At 60.8% G+C, this 16,357-nt stretch carries 15 protein-coding genes; 2 read left to right on the forward strand and 13 right to left on the reverse strand.

What is annotated here, in order from left to right:
• Positions 1-7: 7 nt before the first annotated feature.
• The 13 genes from ACIPLA_RS08740 to tssA form a co-directional block, all read right to left on the reverse strand.
• The gene (locus ACIPLA_RS08740; protein ID WP_008007718.1) at positions 8-442 is read right to left on the reverse strand and encodes a DcrB-related protein; all 435 of its coding nucleotides are present in this window, start codon (positions 440-442) and stop codon (positions 8-10) included.
• An 18-nt stretch (positions 443-460) separates the two neighbouring features.
• A complete protein-coding gene (tssI, locus tag ACIPLA_RS08745; RefSeq protein WP_123500813.1) occupies positions 461-2,398 on the reverse strand; it encodes a type VI secretion system tip protein TssI/VgrG in 1,938 nt (645 codons plus the stop codon).
• A 162-nt stretch (positions 2,399-2,560) separates the two neighbouring features.
• A complete protein-coding gene (gene tssH, locus ACIPLA_RS08750) occupies positions 2,561-5,239 on the reverse strand; it encodes a type VI secretion system ATPase TssH (RefSeq protein ID WP_401172941.1) in 2,679 nt (892 codons plus the stop codon).
• On the reverse strand, positions 5,232-6,284 hold the full coding sequence (tssG, locus tag ACIPLA_RS08755) for a type VI secretion system baseplate subunit TssG (RefSeq protein ID WP_401172942.1): 1,053 nt from the start codon (positions 6,282-6,284) through the stop codon (positions 5,232-5,234). Before tssG ends, tssH begins: the two co-directional genes overlap by 8 nt.
• Complete coding sequence (gene tssF / locus ACIPLA_RS08760) at positions 6,248-8,107, reverse strand: type VI secretion system baseplate subunit TssF (protein ID WP_401172943.1); 1,860 nt, start codon at positions 8,105-8,107, stop codon at positions 6,248-6,250. The genes tssG and tssF overlap by 37 nt, the downstream gene beginning before the upstream one ends.
• Positions 8,104-8,616, reverse strand: a complete 513-nt coding sequence (gene tssE, locus ACIPLA_RS08765; protein WP_008007710.1) for a type VI secretion system baseplate subunit TssE — start codon at positions 8,614-8,616, stop codon at positions 8,104-8,106. The genes tssF and tssE overlap by 4 nt, the downstream gene beginning before the upstream one ends.
• Complete coding sequence (locus ACIPLA_RS08770) at positions 8,610-9,035, reverse strand: hypothetical protein (protein WP_123500803.1); 426 nt, start codon at positions 9,033-9,035, stop codon at positions 8,610-8,612. Before ACIPLA_RS08770 ends, tssE begins: the two co-directional genes overlap by 7 nt.
• Before the next feature lie 134 nt (positions 9,036-9,169).
• On the reverse strand, positions 9,170-9,604 hold the full coding sequence (locus tag ACIPLA_RS08775; RefSeq protein ID WP_177319496.1) for a hypothetical protein: 435 nt from the start codon (positions 9,602-9,604) through the stop codon (positions 9,170-9,172).
• Positions 9,605-9,612: 8 nt separating this feature from the next.
• A complete protein-coding gene (locus ACIPLA_RS08780) occupies positions 9,613-10,050 on the reverse strand; it encodes a type VI secretion system amidase effector protein Tae4 (RefSeq protein ID WP_218395549.1) in 438 nt (145 codons plus the stop codon).
• An 82-nt stretch (positions 10,051-10,132) separates the two neighbouring features.
• Positions 10,133-10,621, reverse strand: a complete 489-nt coding sequence (locus ACIPLA_RS08785) for a type VI secretion system tube protein Hcp (protein ID WP_007894494.1) — start codon at positions 10,619-10,621, stop codon at positions 10,133-10,135.
• 208 nt (positions 10,622-10,829) lie between these two features.
• Complete coding sequence (tssC, locus tag ACIPLA_RS08790) at positions 10,830-12,323, reverse strand: type VI secretion system contractile sheath large subunit (RefSeq protein ID WP_218395547.1); 1,494 nt, start codon at positions 12,321-12,323, stop codon at positions 10,830-10,832.
• Positions 12,324-12,338: 15 nt separating this feature from the next.
• The gene (gene tssB, locus ACIPLA_RS08795; RefSeq protein ID WP_007894500.1) at positions 12,339-12,848 is read right to left on the reverse strand and encodes a type VI secretion system contractile sheath small subunit; all 510 of its coding nucleotides are present in this window, start codon (positions 12,846-12,848) and stop codon (positions 12,339-12,341) included.
• Between the two features lie 80 nt (positions 12,849-12,928).
• Positions 12,929-13,954: a type VI secretion system protein TssA gene (gene tssA, locus ACIPLA_RS08800; protein ID WP_218395545.1), complete on the reverse strand. Its 1,026-nt coding sequence runs from the start codon at positions 13,952-13,954 to the stop codon at positions 12,929-12,931.
• Positions 13,955-14,358: 404 nt separating this feature from the next.
• Here tssA and tagH point away from each other — a divergent pair, with 404 nt between their 5' ends.
• Both tagH and tssJ read left to right on the forward strand, forming a co-directional pair.
• Positions 14,359-15,762: a type VI secretion system-associated FHA domain protein TagH gene (gene tagH, locus ACIPLA_RS08805; protein ID WP_401172944.1), complete on the forward strand. Its 1,404-nt coding sequence runs from the start codon at positions 14,359-14,361 to the stop codon at positions 15,760-15,762.
• Positions 15,763-15,837: 75 nt separating this feature from the next.
• On the forward strand, positions 15,838-16,350 hold the full coding sequence (gene tssJ, locus ACIPLA_RS08810) for a type VI secretion system lipoprotein TssJ (protein WP_007894506.1): 513 nt from the start codon (positions 15,838-15,840) through the stop codon (positions 16,348-16,350).
• Positions 16,351-16,357 lie beyond the last annotated feature (7 nt).

A 16,357-nucleotide genomic window follows, 5' to 3' on the forward strand; every position in this document is an offset into this window, starting at 1 on the left:
GTGCTCATCAGGCCGGAACGTCGAACAACAGCGAACTCTTGATGGTCGCCCAATGCGCGGCTTCGGCATCGCCAAGTTTCTCGGCCTTCACGTAGCTCAGGGCGAGCATTTTGCGGGTGCCGGGCAACACCAGTGCCAACTGGTATTGGAAGACTTTGTCGTTGCCTTTGTTGAACTGGCTGCGCAACTCGATGCCTTCGACTTCCTGGCTGGCGCCCAGACGCACGGCGACGCCCGGTTGAAAACGCAAGTCTTGCACTTGTTTTTCCAGGCGCTTGAGCTGGTCGTCGAAGTTGCTTTGCAGGGTTTCGCCCTCGGCCAGCAAGCTGCGGCTGACAATCAGCGAAGTGCCCAGTTCAGGAAACTTGAGGATGTTGATCGACGCGTCTTGCAGTTCGCCTGCCGGCAGTTGGAACTGGAATTCATTGATTCGGTAAGTCATGGAACACAGATCTCGTGATTAGCCCTTGGGCTTGGGAAACGCGGCATTGATGTTGGCGTCGATGCTGGCCTTGACGCCCTGGCCATCAGGCGTGGCGCCAGCGCCGCCGCCGTTGTTCAGGTGCAGCACGCCGCCGGTGTTGAACTCGGCATCACCGCTGGCATAGAAGCTGATTTGCACGCCGGTCAGGTTGATCTGGCCGCTGGCATTGAGTTCCAGGATGCTTTCACCACAGACCAGCCGCAGGTTCTCGCCCACTTCAATGACGTAGCTCTGGCTGATGCTGTCGGTCTTGCGCTGGCCCACCGAAAGAATGTCTTCCTGTTTGACGATACGCAGGCGGTTGTTGCCAATGGTCACCGTCTCGTTATGCCCGATGCTCTTGTTGCGGTCGTGGCCCACCGAGTGGCTTTCATCCACCTCGACCACGATGTCCTGATTGCGCTCGGCATGGATGTACAGCTGCTCGGCGCCTTTCTTGTCTTCCATGCGGATTTCGTTGAAGTTCGCCGGTGTGCCGCCCTTGCTCGAACGGCTTTTCATGCCGCTTTGGGTGGCGTTTTCCGGCAAGTCGTAGGGCACGGTTTGTTCGGCGTTGTAGACGCGGCCGGTGATGATCGGCCGGTCCGGGTCGCCTTCGAGGAAGCTGACGATCACTTCCTGGCCGATCCGCGGGATCTGCATCGAGCCCCAGTTTTTACCGGCCCAGGATTGCGACACGCGAATCCAGCACGAACTGTTTTCGTTGGACTGGTCGTGACGGTCCCAATAGAAATGCACCTTCACCCGGCCGAACTGGTCGGTCCAGATTTCCTCGCCCTTGGGGCCAACCACCAGTGCGGTCTGCGGGCCTTTGACGATAGGGCGGTGGGTGTTGGGCAGGGGACGGTAGCTTTGTTGCGCGTCGATGCAGGTCAGGCTGCTTTCGAACTGCGCCGAAGCGCCAGCGCCGCCGGTTTCCCCGCTTTCCTGGGCGACGTAGTAACGGGCGCCGACGATCAGGTATTCGCGGTTCTGGTCCTGGCGGCTGAAGCCCGTGAGGCTGAACAAATGCCCCGACCCCAGGCCCCGGGCGTTGCCGGCGAACTCGACCTGTTCGTGCAGGGTCTGCAAGGCTTCGATGCGGGTGCGGGCGTAATGTTCGCCGTCTGCGCTTTGCACATAAGTGCCGGGATAGTCGTATAGCGGATAGTCGCCGGCGGTGTGCGGACGAGGCATGGCCGAGCGCACGTCAATTCGCGCGCTGGGGCGTTGGAAGTCATAGTCGTTGAGTTCCAGCGAGCCTGGCTGGACTTCCTGGGCCAGGTGCCAGTCATGGATGTGGTCGCGTTCGCGCTGCTGTTCATTCTTGGGGTAGTAGGGCACCGAAGCGTAGCCGGGCACGCTGGTGTGGGCGCCGTAGGCATCGGCCAACACCAGCACATGACGACCCTGTTCATGGCGGAAGAAGTAGTAGATCCCTTCCTGCTCCATCAGGCGACTGACGAAATCAAAGCTGGTTTCGCGATACTGCACGCAGTATTCCCACTCGCGATAGGGCCGGCTCAAGGCATCTTCGAAATCGGAAAAACCCAGGTCGCGAAACACCTGCTTGATGATCTGCGGGATGGTCAGGTTCTGGAAAATCCGGCAATCGGAGGTGCGGGTCAGCAGCCAAAGCCAAGGCCGCAGCGTGGCCTGGTAACTGGCGAACTGGCCCTGGTCGACGTTCTGGCTGCAACGGGCAACGATGCCATGGAAATAGCGCTCGCCACCGCCGTCCAGTTGCAGGCTCAGGCACATGGGTTTGCCCAGCAACTGGTTGAGGTCGATGGCGTTGTCCAGCGAGTGCAGTTGCAGCTCATAGTTGAACAGCCGCCCCAGCTCTTCGCCGCCGCCCATGTCCTTGAGCAACAGCACATCCGGCCCCAGGGGGCTGGTGATTTTTGCCAGACGTGAGAGTTGCTTGAATAGCATCAGTTATCCCGTAAACGTTTCGTTGCTTTCTTACTGCCGGAACCGGACTTAGTGTGGGAGCGGGCTTGCTCGCGAAGGGGCCATGACATCCAGCATCAATGTTGAATGTCAGTCCGCCTTCGCGAGCAAGCCCGCCCCCACATTGACCGTGTTCCAGGCCGGTCAGGCCGCGTCGCTGAAGTCGTAGTGCAATTCGTTATCCCGGGCGCTGATCCGCACCCCTGCCAGCGCTTTGCCTTCGAGCATGCGGGTGAGGAACTCGCGGCTCATGTCCGGCAACAGGCTGTTGGTCAGGATGGTGTCGATCATCCGCCCACCGCTTTCGGTTTCGGTGCAGCGGGAGACGATCAGGTCGATCACCGCGTCGTCGTAATCGAAGGCCACTTTGTGGGTGTTCTCCACACGCTTCTTGATGCGGTTGAGTTGCAGGCGGGTAATGGCCTTGAGCATCTCGTCGCTGAGCGGGTAGTACGGAATGGTCACCAAGCGGCCCAGCAATGCCGGCGGGAAAATCTCCAGCAACGGCTGGCGCAGGGCCTTGGCGATCTCTTCGGGCTCGGGCACGTTTTGCGGGTCTTTGCAGACCTGGGCAATCAGCTCGGTGCCAGCGTTGGTGGTCAGCAGGATCAAGGTGTTCTTGAAGTCGATCACCCGGCCTTCGCCGTCCTCCATCACGCCTTTGTCGAAGACCTGGAAGAAAATCTCGTGCACGTCCGGGTGGGCTTTTTCCACCTCATCCAGCAGCACCACGCTGTAGGGTTTGCGCCGCACGGCTTCGGTCAGCACGCCGCCTTCGCCATAGCCGATATAGCCTGGTGGCGCGCCCTTGAGGGTGGACACGGTGTGGGCTTCCTGGAACTCACTCATGTTGATGGTGATGACGTTCTGCTCGCCGCCATACATGGCTTCGGCCAGGGCCAGGGCGGTTTCGGTCTTGCCCACGCCGGAAGTGCCGGCGAGCATGAATACGCCAATCGGCTTGCTCGGGTTGTCGAGGCCGGCCCGGGAGGTCTGGATGCGCTTGGCGATCATCTGCAAGGCGTGGTCCTGGCCGATGATGCGTTTCTTCAGGTGCTGGTCGAGGTTGAGTACGGTTTCCAGTTCGTTACGGGCCATGCGGCCCACCGGAATGCCGGTCCAGTCGGCGACCACCGAGGCCACGGCCTGGTAATCGACCGTCGGCAGAATCAGCGGGGTTTCCCCTTGCAGGGCACTGAGGCGCTGTTGCAGGTCCACCAGTTTTTCGCGCAGAACGTGGCTGTCTTCACTGCCAACGTCGCGGTCTACCACGCCGACGCTTTCGCGCAGGGTGGCGCGGGTGGCGAGCAGTTCGTCCACCAGGGTTTTCTCTTCGGCCCAGCGGCTTTCGAGTTCGGCCAGGCGTTCTCGCTCGGCGGCCAGCAGGTTTTCGCTGTTGCTCTGGCGGGCGCCGATGACGATGCCGATGGCGTGCTCGCGGGCGATGATTTGCAGCTCGGTTTCCAGCGCCTCGATGCGGCGACGGCTGTCGTCCACTTCGGCCGGCACGGCGTGCAAGCTGATGGCGACCCGGGCGCAAGCGGTGTCCAGCAGGCTCACGGATTTGTCCGGCAACTGACGCGCCGGGATGTAGCGGTGGGACAGCTTGACCGAGGCTTCCAGGGCTTCGTCAAGGATCTGCACCTGATGGTGTTTTTCCATGGTCGAGGCTACGCCGCGCATCATCAGCAGCGCTTTTTCTTCGGACGGCTCGGCGACTTGCACCACCTGGAAGCGGCGGGTCAGGGCCGGGTCTTTCTCGATATGCTTCTTGTACTCGGCCCAAGTCGTGGCCGCCACAGTACGCAGGGTGCCCCGGGCCAAGGCGGGTTTGAGCAGGTTGGCCGCGTCCCCGGTGCCGGCGGCGCCACCGGCACCGACCAGCGTGTGGGCTTCGTCGATAAACAGGATGATCGGTTTTGGCGAGGCCTGGACGTCTTCGATGACCTGGCGCAGGCGCTGTTCGAATTCACCTTTCATGCTCGCGCCGGCCTGCAACAGGCCGACGTCGAGGCTGCGCAGTTCCACGTCCTTGAGCGCCGGCGGCACGTCACCGGCGACGATGCGCAGGGCAAAACCTTCGACCACGGCGGTTTTACCGACACCGGCTTCACCGGTCAGAATCGGATTGTTCTGCCGACGGCGCATGAGGATGTCCACCAGTTGGCGGATTTCTTCGTCACGCCCGACAATCGGATCAAGCTTGCCGCTGCGGGCCTGCTCGGTGAGGTCGACGGTAAAACGCTTGAGCGCTTCCTGCTTGCCCATGGCGCTGGGGGCCATGGCGCCGCTGGCTTCACCAGGCACGCTGCCGGCGTTGAAACCGTCGCTGGCGCTGAGCGCATTTTCCGGCGAGTCACCGACGTATTCGTCAAAACGCTCGCTCAGGGCCTCGACCTTGATCTTGTCGAACTCTGCCGACAGCCCCAGTAGCCCATGGCGCAGGCTCGGCGTCTTGAGGATGCCCAGCACCAGGTAACCGGTACGCACCTGGCTTTCGCCGAACATCAGGCTGCCGTAGACCCAGCCACGTTCCACGGCTTCTTCCACATGGGAGGACAAGTCAGTGATTGAAGTCGAGCCCCGTGGCAAACGGTCCAGGGCGTCGGTCAGGTCCCGGGCCAGGCGCGCCGGCTCGATATTGAACTGGCGGATGAGGCGGTGCAGGTCCGAGTCCTGCAGTTGCAGCAACTGATGAAACCAGTGGGCCAGCTCCACATAAGGGTTACCGCGCAACTTGCAGAACACGGTGGCGGCTTCGATGGCTTTGTAGGCCACGCTGTTGAGTTTGCCGAATAACGCGGCGCGACTGATTTCACCCATGCTCTTGGCTCCTTGAGGTTTGTGAGGTGTTGGCCTGCTCGGCGTAATGCCGGGCCAGTATTAAGTCCTTGGCATCTTTTTCGGGCTTGCCCAGCCAGGTATTGAAACCCAGGCGGAAGCGGCGATTGAGTTGCAGCGCCGGCACTTCGGGCTGTTTCAGAACCAGGTTCAGGTCCCAGTCCAGTTCATGGCCCAGGTATTCGGCCACCCAGGCCACCAGCTCATTGAAGGGTTGGCTACCGGGCAGCATGCTCATGTAGTCATCCAGCTTGAGTGGCCCCAGGCGAATGCGGAATTTGTGCTGGCGATCCCAGACGTAACGGCCCAGGCAAAAATCCACGCCCAATTGATGGGCGCTGACGCCCACGCGGCTGAGTTCCGGCAGTTCCAGCCATTGGCCGACGTACTCTTCGATCTCCACCGGCAGGCCGAAGTACTCGCTGAGAATGGCTTTCAAACCATCCGGGTAGCGGGTTTGTGCCGACAGATGACCGCTGTAATGCAACTTCGCCGTGTCGGGGATCAGCCCTTGTTTGAGCAGGCTCGGCATGCCCCGGCCGCTTAGTGCTGCCAGGCGTGCCGACCAGTAGTCATCGTCCGGGCGGTCATGGCTGACCGTCGGCCGCGCTTCGGCCCAGGCCCGGTAAAACAGGCTCAGCAGGCGGTGATGGAACACATCCAGGAAGCGTTTACTGGTGCTGTCGGCGTTGTTGCGCTGGCGTTCGCGCACATATTCGGTGATGTGCAGCGGCAATGGGCCGTTGGGGCCGCCGAGGCCGAAAAAGAACTGCTCCAGACGCGCCGGCGCACCGTCGACGCCTGGCTGTACCGACGCCAGGGTCGCCGGGGCGAAGGTGCAATCGGCCTGTTGCCCAAGACGCAGCGGATCATCGGCCAGACGCAACGAATGGCCCAGGCGCGGCAGTTCAGGCGATTCGCACTCGATGCGCCGCAACGCCTGGAAGAAGTCGTATTCCCAGGGTTCCTGGTGCATCGCGTCCAGGGTACTCACAGGGTCGGACGGCGTCCGGGCTTGGCTTTCCATCGCATGATCTCGCCGCGTTCGGTGGTACGGATCACCGTCTCGGTAAAACTGTTGATCGACACGTAGCGTGCCAGGAAGCGCTCGAACACTGCACCGAGCAAGAAGACTCCAGTGCCGCGAAACGCGTTTTCATCGAATTCCAGGGTGATCTCCAGGCCACGACCAAACACGATCGGGCCGGACATCGGCAGGCGTCGGGTGCAGGCCTTGCTGCTGACTTCGCGCAGGCCTTCGATCTGCAATTGCAGCGCCGCGTCGTTGCTGTCGCCATACAGGCGCAGCAGTTCGCGCAGGGCGGCGGCGCCCTGGCCTTGCTCGCTGAGGGACAAGTAATTCAGCGAGAGCTGGCTGATCAACCGCCAGGCCTTGGCATCGTGGGCATGGCTGGCGCGTGGGCGGCTCGGGCCGGCCACGCAGCGCACCGCCGCTACAGGTGCGCTGTCGGCCAGGGTGAAGTCGGTCTTGCTGTTGCCCACACTCATGAACAGCGGCAGGTCGCGGTTGGTGCACAACGCTGTTACGCCCAGTTGGCGCAGGTCGTGGCGATAAGGCGCCTGCTGGCTGTCCACCAGGCTGACGAAGGTTTCGCTGCCGATGTACGTCGAGCGCGGGCCGTTGCGCCGCTGGCCGCTGGACAGCACGCGAGGTTCGCGCCGCACCGTGTACCAGGCCTGGTCGCGGCCGTAGCGAGACGGATCGCGTACCGCATAGAACGGCAAAAAAGGTTGCTCCGACCCGGTGCCGTGGCCGGTGAGGGTGGTCAGGGAATGAATCTCGAAATCCATCGGCCGGGTGCGGTCGGCGATCACATGGTGTTCATTGACCCGTTCCGACAAGTGAATGCGATCCAGGCGCTTGGGAAACAGGTTGATGGCCGGGGTGCAGAACGGCAGGAACTGCGCCGCACCGACGCTGCCTTCCAGGCTCGGATCGTGACGGTCGAACAGCACGATCAACTCCAGTTCCTGGCCGTCGCAACGTTTGACCGCCCGGCTCAATTGCGTGAAGTCGACAAACAGAAAACGGTGGGGCAGGGCGAAGTATTCCTGCAACAGGCGATAGCCCTGGAAGGCCCGCGACACCACCGGCAGCGCGGCGTCGGTATCGTCGAACCCCTGGGAGCGCAGTGCGTCCTGCGGCAGGCGTTCTACCCAATCACCGCCGGGCTGACGGGCGAACACGGCGCAGACGTTGCCCAGCAGCTGTTCGTAGAGGCGGAAGGGCTGCTCGTCCGCTCCATTGAGGTACAGCGGCAGGTTGTCCAGGGCCAGACTGTTGAACGGTAGTTCGGCGCCGGTGCGCAGGGTCAGGCGCAGGCCAGCCTTGGCCTTGGGTTCACTGGCGGCCAGGCGCCCGAGCATGGCGGACGGGTTGCCGAAGTACTCGGCCTGGCTGACCTGCAACGGCCACAACGTCACCGCGTGGGCGGTGCGGTACTCGCAGCAGGTTTGGGTTTCGCGGCCCAGGGCGGCGCGCAGGACCGTGTCCCGGGGCAGCGGGAAGCCGCTGCTCAGCGAGCCTTCATCGGGGTCGGCCTGCAATTGCACCACGGTCATCGACGGTGTCGGCGCCAGGTAATGGGGGTACGCGATTTCCAGCAGGTTGTGGGTGAAGGTCGGGTATTCGGCATCGAGCTTGAGCTGTACCCGCGCCGTCAGATAAGCAAAACCTTCCAGCAAGCGCTCGACGTACGGGTCGGCGCAGTCCATGCCGGACAACGTCAGCCGACTGGCGATTTTCGGATATTCCTGGGCGAACTCCGCCGCGCTTTCGCGCACGTGGTGCAATTCCTGGTTGTACAGTTCCAGCAGGCGCGGGTTCATGAGCGTCTCCGCTGATCGGCGTTGATCACTCGCACATGGCCGGATTCCAGGTCCAGGTCGGTCTGCAGCATCAGGCGCAGCGGCACTGGCTGAGCCCAGAGATCGCCTTCGATCTCGAAACTCAGGGCGTTGTGGTTCATCTCGGCGGATGCCCGGGCCCGCACGCGCAGAGTGTTACGCAGAATCCGCGGTTCAAACGTGGCGATAGCCTGGTGGATCAGCGCTTCAAGCGCCGCGATATCGACGTTCGACGCACTGTTGCCGGCCAGGGCTGGCAGCCCGAAGTTAACCACCGACGTGCCAGCCGGGGTGTGCAACGTCGCATCGGCGCCGAGCAATGAAGTGGTGTTGAGCAACCACGCCAGATCACGCAGCACCGAGGCTTTCAGTTGGGTCAGGGAGAGCACGCGCTTGTCGGCGCTTTCCTTGGGATTGCTCGGGTCGTCATCGGTCAACCGGTCCAGCAGGGACGGTTGCAGGCGATCGCGGGTAGCGATTTCGGTTACCACGTAAATGGCCCCACATACATTTTTTGGTCCCCGCCCGAGCCGCAGGAGGCATAGATACTCGCGGCGCCCGCTTCCAGGGCCCCGTTGATTTGGCGGATAGCCTGCATTTTGCTGAGGCAGTCGCGACTAGGCGCTGGCATGTGCTCGCTACGCCAGACCGCGAATATCGGAATGTCGTTGAAAGTCTCTACACGCAGCCTTTGCGGTTTATCCAAACTGAAGCTGCAAGGCCATTCCATGTCCAGCTTCATACGAGTCTGGTCGGGTTTGACCAGTGTGCATCGGCCCTGATCGTCAACCAATCTGAGTTGTTGTCCGACGAAGACTGCCTGGGTGGCCGTCGGTTCAGCATGTTGGGCCCATGCGCCCAGGCTGATGAAATTCATCGCTAGGCACACGGTGAGCAGATGCTTTTTCATTGATGAACGAAGACCTGACCACGACTCGGGCACCGAGCAGGAAAGGACTGGATTGGAGCAAGCAGCAAACGCCATCGGCGCATTCAACCGGGCCGGGAGGGACGGTTGCAGGCGATCGCGGATGGCGATTTCGGTTACCACCGGAATAGTGCCGTAAACATTTTCTGGTCTTGCTGGCCGAGCCCGCACATGGCGCTGGGGTTGACCGACGAGGCTTCCAGAACACCGTTGATTTTGCGTACGGCCTGGGATTTTGTATCGCAGTCCCGACTAGGCGATGGTTCGGGGACGCTCCGTTCGACCAGGAAGATCGGGACGTCTCTGAACATTTCTACCCGCAATTCACCCTTTGGGTTCAGGTTGAAATAGCACGGCCATTCCATACCCAATACCAAATGAGTCTGATCAGGTTTGAGGACGGCGCATTGACCGTTCTGGTCGACTAGCTTAAGTAGCTGGCCGGCGAACGTTCCTTGAGTGCGAGCGGGCGCGTCGAGTTGGTCTGGATCGGTTTCAGCGCAGGCATTCAAACTGATCAGCAGGCCGCACAGGAGTGTCGCTCGGAGCATTGGCCCTATCATGTCAACTCCCAGAACCAGACCTGTCTGGAAAGGAAATCACCATCAAAGAAGCCTTTGGTTCGGCCACGATTCCATAGGTCGATGTGGTCACCTGAACGCTCGCTTTCAGGCTCGTTTGCACGGCTAAAGCAATCCTTGAAAAAGATGATTCCGGTCTTCTGGCTGAGTGTCAGCCGATCGGCTGCGCTACCACTCAAAATGGTCGGACGCCCCAAATGATGCCGCCACAGCCAGTTCGCCAGAGACTCGGCGCCACGGGCATGGTCATGCTTGCATTTGGGATCGGTGTAGGTCGATTTGTTGACCTTGATGGTCAGCTCGCCATTCAACGCGACACTCATACGAATCGCGCACTGGTTGCCCCAGGGCTGGTCGCATGGATCCTTGACGGTGGGATAGCTGCTCCACAAATTAATAAACGAAGGCTTGGCCATGACTCAGACACCGGATAGGAAAGGATTGGATTCGAGCAAGCACCAAAACACCCCCGGCGCATAACACCGGGGGCATCTTCGATTACACCTTCACGTTCTGGCGGATGTTCCAGCCGAACTTGACCGGCCCGCCTTCCTTGGTGCCGTCGGCTTTTTGCGGCTGATAGTCCACAAGCACCTTGGCGAAGTTCAGGGTGAGGTTTTCGGTCAGGCGATCATCGCTACCCGAGCCGCCGGTGCTCAGGGAAGTGACCAGCACTTCTTCCAGGTTGATGATCATGTACTCGACCTGGCTTTCGCCGCCGGCCTTGCGCACGGTCAGCTTGACCTTGTCGATGTGCTTGCCGCTGGCGCAGTGCATCATCAGGTTCGGTGAGGCTTTGTCGACGTACTTGGTCAGTGACAGGTCCTGGATGTTCACCTTGCCGGCACCACCACCGCTGCCCACGTGCATGTTGCCGGACTGAGACATGCCCCAGCTCCAGTTCAAGACGTCGATCTCGTCCTTGTGGGCCTTGTCCATGGACTCGCCCTTGATGTCACCGATCTTGATGAAAATATCAACAGCCATGTTTTCTCCCTGTGTGGTCTCTACCACATTGTTTGGTTAACGCCGACCTTGCGAAATCTCTTTGAATGTCAGGCAAGACACAGAACCTGTGGGAGCGGGCTTGCTCGCGAAAGCGTCGGATCAGTCGACATCAATGCTGAATGATCAACCGCTTTCGCGAGCAAGCCCGCTCCCACAAGGAGCAGGCCGTACCCACAAATCCGCTTGTTTACGCGCCTTTGGCCGAAGGCAGCTTGGATACCAGGCGCAGCGACACGGTCAGACCTTCGAGCTGATAGTGCGGGCGCAGGTAGAACCTGGAGTTGTAGTACCCCGGGTTGCCTTCCACGTCCTCGACGATCACTTCGGCGGCAGCCAATGGGTGCTGGGCCTTGGTGGTTTCGGTGGAGTGCGCCGGGTCACCGTCGACGTAGTTGAGGATCCAGTCCTGCAACCAACGCTGCATTTCGTCCTTCTCTTTGAAGGAGCCGATCTTGTCGCGCACGATGCACTTCAAGTAATGGGCGAAACGGCAGGTGGCGAACAGGTACGGCAGGCGCGCGGCCAGGTTGGCGTTGGCGGTGGCATCCGGGTCGTCGTACTCGGCCGGTTTCTGCAACGACTGGGCGCCGATGAACGCGGCGAAGTCGGTGTTTTTCTTGTGCAGCAGCGGCATGAAACCGTTCTTCGCCAGTTCCGCTTCGCGGCGGTCCGAAATGGCGATTTCGGTCGGGCACTTCATGTCCACGCCACCATCGTCAGTCGGGAAGGTGTGCGCCGGCAGGTTTTCCACTTCACCGCCAGACTCCACGCCACGGATGCGCGAGCACCAGCCGAAGTGTTTGAACGAGCGGTTGATGTTCACCGCCATCGCGTAAGCGGCGTTGGCCCAGGTGTACTTGGAGCTGTCGGCACCGTCGGTGTTTTCTTCGAAGGCAAAGGCTTCCACCGGATCGGTCTTGGCGCCATACGGCAGACGCGCGAGGAAGCGCGGCATGGTCAGGCCAATGTAGCGCGAGTCTTCCGATTCGCGCAGCGAGCGCCAGCCGGCGTATTCCGGGGTGGTAAAGATTTTGGTCAGATCGCGCGGGTTCGACAGCTCCTGCCACGAGCCCATGCCCATCACAGTCGGCGATGCGGCTGCGATGAACGGTGAGTGCATGGCGGCGCAGACTTTCGACAACTCGCCCAGCAACTCGACATCCGGCGGCGACTGGTCGAAGTAGTAGTCGCCGACCAGGCAACCGTAAGGTTCGCCGCCGAACTGGCCGTATTCTTCTTCGTACATCTTCTTGAAGATCGGGCTCTGGTCCCACGCGGTGCCCTTGAATTTCTTCAGGGTCTTGTGCAGGTCGGTCTTGGAGATGTTGAGCACACGGATCTTGAGCTGCTCGTCGCTCTCGGTGTTGTTGACCAGGTAGTGCAGACCACGCCAGGCGCTTTCCAATTGCTGGAAATCGGGGTGGTGGATGACCTGGTTGACCTGGGCGGTGAGCTTGGCGTCGATGGCGGCGATGATCGACTCGATCGACTTGATGGCGTCGTTGGACACCAGGTCGGTCTGCGCCAGGGCCTGTTCGGCCAGGGTGCGCACGGCGGTCTCGACGGCTTCGCGAGCGCGTTCGGTCTTGGGTTTGAATTCTTGCAGCAGCAGGGAGGCGAACTCGCTGGCTTCTTCGGTGGTGCTCAGTGTCTGAGCGTCTGCACGTACTGAATCGGTCATGATCATTCGTCCTGATTAAGCCTGAGGCTCGGCTGGCTTCGGCGCACTGGCAAGCGCCTGGAGCAGCGCCGGATCCTTGATGGCCTTCATGATGATTTCTTCGGCACCGGTCTTGCCGTCCATGTAGGTCAGCAGGTTGGCCAGTTGGGTGCGCGCTTCGAGCAACTTGTTCAGCGAGTCGACCTTGCGCGCCACGGCGGCCGGGCTGAAGTCGTCCATGCTTTCAAAGGTGATGTCCAGGCTCAGGTTGCCTTCGCCGGTCAGCTCGTTGGGCACGTGGAACGCGACGCGTGGCTGCATGGCCTTGAGGCGCGAGTCGAAGTTGTCGACATCCACCTCCAGGAACTTGCGATCGGCTACAGGTGCCAGAGGCTCGGCGGGCTTGCCGGCGAGGTCCGCCATGACGCCCATGACGAAGGGCAACTGGACCTTTTTCTCGGCGCCGTAGAGCTCGACGTCGTACTCGATCTGCACTCGAGGCGCGCGGTTGCGCGCGATGAATTTCTGAGAACTTTGCTTCGCCACGTTGCTGCTCCTGGTCGCTCAAGCGACGGTGTTGGCGTCATCGGTGGTACCGGTGACGTGACTGCGTGATCCGTTCGCTTTTATTCGCTGTCTGGTCCGCGCAGGTTTTCAAATTGGCTCATGCCGTCGGGAATCAGGTTGCGCACGATGGCCGCAAAGTCGGCGTGCACCAGATTCTTCGCCCGGTTCAACAGCACCGGCAGCGGGCTGGAGGGCTCATGACGGGTGTAGTACGCAAGAATCCGGTCCAGGCTGCGCAGCACGTCGTCGCGGTTGTTGATTTCGCCAGTGCCGGTACTGTGCGGTGCGCTCGGTGCGGTGGCGTATTCAACCGGCGCGGCACTGTCGTCGCTGATGGCATCGGGCAGGGGGCTGTCGCCGCTCTGCGGGGCGAACTGGCCGAGAATCTGCAGGGCCATTTTTAGCGGTTGTTTCAACGGGCCAAGGTCAACGCCCTGGGCGGAACCGATTTGTTCGCTGACCTGTTGCTCGATGGCCTCGGCGACGCTGCGGGCCTCGTGCAAAGCGGCGCGGGTGATTTCCAACTGTTCGGGATCGCTGTCGAGGAACGCTCCGGCGAGCTGCTCGGCGCCGAGGTTTTCGTCAGGGAAGCTTTGCAGGCCGCTGGCATTGGCGGCGGCGCGCAGGCTGACAGCGCCAAAGGTTCGCGAACGGGCCAGGATGCTTTCGCGCAGCAGGCGAATGGTGGCATCGGACGTCAGGCCGGCGAGGGCATTGATGCGCACAGTGGGGTCGTTGTTGTCTTCGGCATCCAGACGCGGATGCAGGTCGGCCCAGTACTGCTTGAGCAATTCGCTGATCAGTGTCAGGACGCGAGCCAGGCCGGTGACGCCTTCGAGGGCAAGGGAGCTTTGCAAAAGGAAATGGGTGATACGCAGGTCTTTGCTGCGTTGCAACAAATCCAGACTTTGCTGCTGGATGCTGCGCCATTCAGGGGGGGCGGCAGGCAATATCGAATCGCCCATGCTGCGCTCGGGCTGGCCTTGGGAATCGCGTTCCAGGCGCAAAAAATCCGCGTCATATTCCAAATCTTCACCACAAGGCGAAGTCGCGGAAACGGCGGCAAGCAGCAAAGGCACTTCCACTGAATTTGATCTCCATATCGCCCGACTGACAGTCGGGCTGTTCACACGTTAGTTCCAAGTGGAACTTCACATGTTTCCTTGAGTGTAATGGCCCTTTGGATACGCAGTGATCTTAAAGTGCCATCATTGATATTCAAGAAGTTGTGCATTTTTGGTGTAGTACTTATGGCTTGTCAAGGTAAGCTATTTCCTCTGTGTGACAGATGTGAAGTGCTTAACAACCCGCGCGACCGATAGGTCGAAGCAGGCACTGATGCAGGTTTTTTGTCACGAAAGCCGGTTAAGATCAGCAATCATGCTGGTAAAAAGCCGTTTCAAGGTTGTTTTTGCAAGGTTGTCGGAGCGAGTCTGGCGGGAGTTAATCCCGATTCGCCCGCGCGCAAAGTGTTCAGCAAGGAGGCAAGATGTCGCTGTGTTTGACTATCACTAGTTATCACAAAATTACCCCTGGTCAGTGCCCTGAGAAATCCATGGATCAGGGTGTGATGGCGATTGGCCGTAATTCTGATAATGACTGGGTATTGCCCGATCCAGAGCGTTTGGTGTCCGGCAAACATTGCGTTGTTCAATATAAAGATGGCCGGTATTACTTAACTGATAACAGCACTAACGGTGTGGAATTGGTCAAGGCCGGTATTCGTCTGCGCAAGGGCAACAGCGAGCCGTTGCAAGATGGCGAAGTTATCCGCATCGGTGATTATGAAATCCAGGCGCGTATCGATTTCAGTCTGCCGGTGACCGACGGCAACCCTTTCGCCGATTCGTCCAGCAGCTTCGAGGCCCTGATGGGGCGTCAGGGCGCCGTCGTGAATACGCCGACGTCATTGCCCATGACGCCACCTGCACATTTTCAGGGCGTATCGGCCATGGACACGATGCCGGACCTGTTCGACTTTCTGACACCGACCAGCGTTCCGCCGGCCACCCAGCCCGACCATGTCCCGGCCGAGCAGCACGACTTCCGCCCACCAACCCCGATCCCCGTCCCAACGCCCGTGGCCGGGCCTGCGCTGCTGGTGTCGGCCCCGGTGATTCCGGAAGATTGGGACCTGTTCAGCGACAAGCCTGCACCGGTGGCGATCGCCCCTCTGCCTGTTGCAGAGGTTGCGCCGCCTGTACCTCACATCAGCGTACCGATCGAGCCGGCCCCCCTTTGCGAACCGCCCGTGGCCGTGGTCCAACGCCTGGTCGATCCGGTCAGCCCGGCCGACAATTCTCAACCCGACCTGTTGCAAGCCTTTCTGCGCGGTGCCGGGCTGGATCAAGTGCGCCTGGACAAGGCCCAGGCCGAAGCGCAAATGGAAAGCATCGGCCGCAGTTATCGGCTGATGGTCGAAGGCCTGATCGATGTCTTGCGCGCCCGTAGCAGCCTCAAGGGCGAGTTCCGCATTCAGCAGACGATGATTCAACCGGTGGAAAACAACCCGCTGAAATTCGCTCCCAACGTCGATGAAGCATTGCTGTTGCTGTTGCGCCACAGCAATCAGGCGTTCATGGCACCGGACCTGGCCGTGCGCGACAGCTTCGATGACTTGCGTGCCCACCAATTGGCGGTGATGGCCGGCGTGGAAGCGGCGATCAAGCACCTGCTGGCGCGCTTCGAACCGGCGCAACTGGAAGAGCGCATGGGCAAGCCCGGTGGCCTGTCGAGCATTTTCAACGGCTCGCGACAGGCCCAGTACTGGCAGCAGTTCACCGAGCTCTACAGCAATATTTCCCGCGAGGCCCAAGAGGATTTCCAGGACCTGTTCGGTCGGGAATTCAGCCGCGCCTACGAAGAACACAGTACAAGGCAGCGCCGCGGCTGAGCGTCGCCATCGCATAGCGCCATTCATAGCAAAGAACGGAACAACGGATAGCTGAAACGTCATTGAGGACGCAGGATGATTCCCAGGTTTTTACTCGCAGTTGCCACCGCGCTTCTGCTGACCGCATGCGCCAAGGATGCGGCCAAACCCCAGCCCGAAGAGGCTGAGGCCGAGGCCGATACGGCCGCCGTCGAGTTGCACTTCCACGCCATTGCCGGGCTCAACCCCGGCGCCACTGGCCAGCCAGCCCCGGTCCGGGTGCGTATTTTCGAATTGAAAAATGCTGCCACCTTCGGCCGTTCCGATTATTTCGCACTGGCCGAACGGGCCCAGGCGACGCTCGGCGCCGATCTGATCGATCAGGACGAAGTGCTGATCCAGCCCGGCCAGCAGTTGAGCCTGCAGCGCGACCTCGACCCGGCCACCCGCCATATCGGCGTACTGGTGGGGTATCGCGAGCTGGATCAGTCGTTGTGGCGCGCGGTGATGAATGTCCCGCCGCGCCAATACACCGAATACCAGATCAGCCTCGACGTGCGAGCCGTGCGCAGCGCCGTCGTGGTTTCCCCATCCAGCCCTGCCCAATAAACAATCG

This window comes from Pseudomonas sp. NPDC086112, from assembly GCF_044746425.1.
In the GTDB taxonomy this organism is placed as follows: domain Bacteria; phylum Pseudomonadota; class Gammaproteobacteria; order Pseudomonadales; family Pseudomonadaceae; genus Aquipseudomonas.

Bases quoted from the DNA above. Each gene is read 5' to 3' on its own strand.
- tssC (WP_218395547.1), bottom strand. From the start codon at position 12,323: ATGACCGATTCAGTACGTGCAGACGCTCAGACACTGAGCACCACCGAA.
- tssG (WP_401172942.1), bottom strand. From the start codon at position 6,284: ATGGAAAGCCAAGCCCGGACGCCGTCCGACCCTGTGAGTACCCTGGAC.
- tagH (WP_401172944.1), top strand. From the start codon at position 14,359: ATGTCGCTGTGTTTGACTATCACTAGTTATCACAAAATTACCCCTGGT.
- ACIPLA_RS08770 (WP_123500803.1), bottom strand. From the start codon at position 9,035: ATGAAAAAGCATCTGCTCACCGTGTGCCTAGCGATGAATTTCATCAGC.
- tssH (WP_401172941.1), bottom strand. From the start codon at position 5,239: ATGGGTGAAATCAGTCGCGCCGCGTTATTCGGCAAACTCAACAGCGTG.
- tssF (WP_401172943.1), bottom strand. From the start codon at position 8,107: ATGAACCCGCGCCTGCTGGAACTGTACAACCAGGAATTGCACCACGTG.
- ACIPLA_RS08780 (WP_218395549.1), bottom strand. From the start codon at position 10,050: ATGGCCAAGCCTTCGTTTATTAATTTGTGGAGCAGCTATCCCACCGTC.
- ACIPLA_RS08740 (WP_008007718.1), bottom strand. From the start codon at position 442: ATGACTTACCGAATCAATGAATTCCAGTTCCAACTGCCGGCAGGCGAA.
- tssJ (WP_007894506.1), top strand. From the start codon at position 15,838: ATGATTCCCAGGTTTTTACTCGCAGTTGCCACCGCGCTTCTGCTGACC.
- ACIPLA_RS08785 (WP_007894494.1), bottom strand. From the start codon at position 10,621: ATGGCTGTTGATATTTTCATCAAGATCGGTGACATCAAGGGCGAGTCC.
- tssI (WP_123500813.1), bottom strand. From the start codon at position 2,398: ATGCTATTCAAGCAACTCTCACGTCTGGCAAAAATCACCAGCCCCCTG.
- ACIPLA_RS08775 (WP_177319496.1), bottom strand. From the start codon at position 9,604: ATGCTCCGAGCGACACTCCTGTGCGGCCTGCTGATCAGTTTGAATGCC.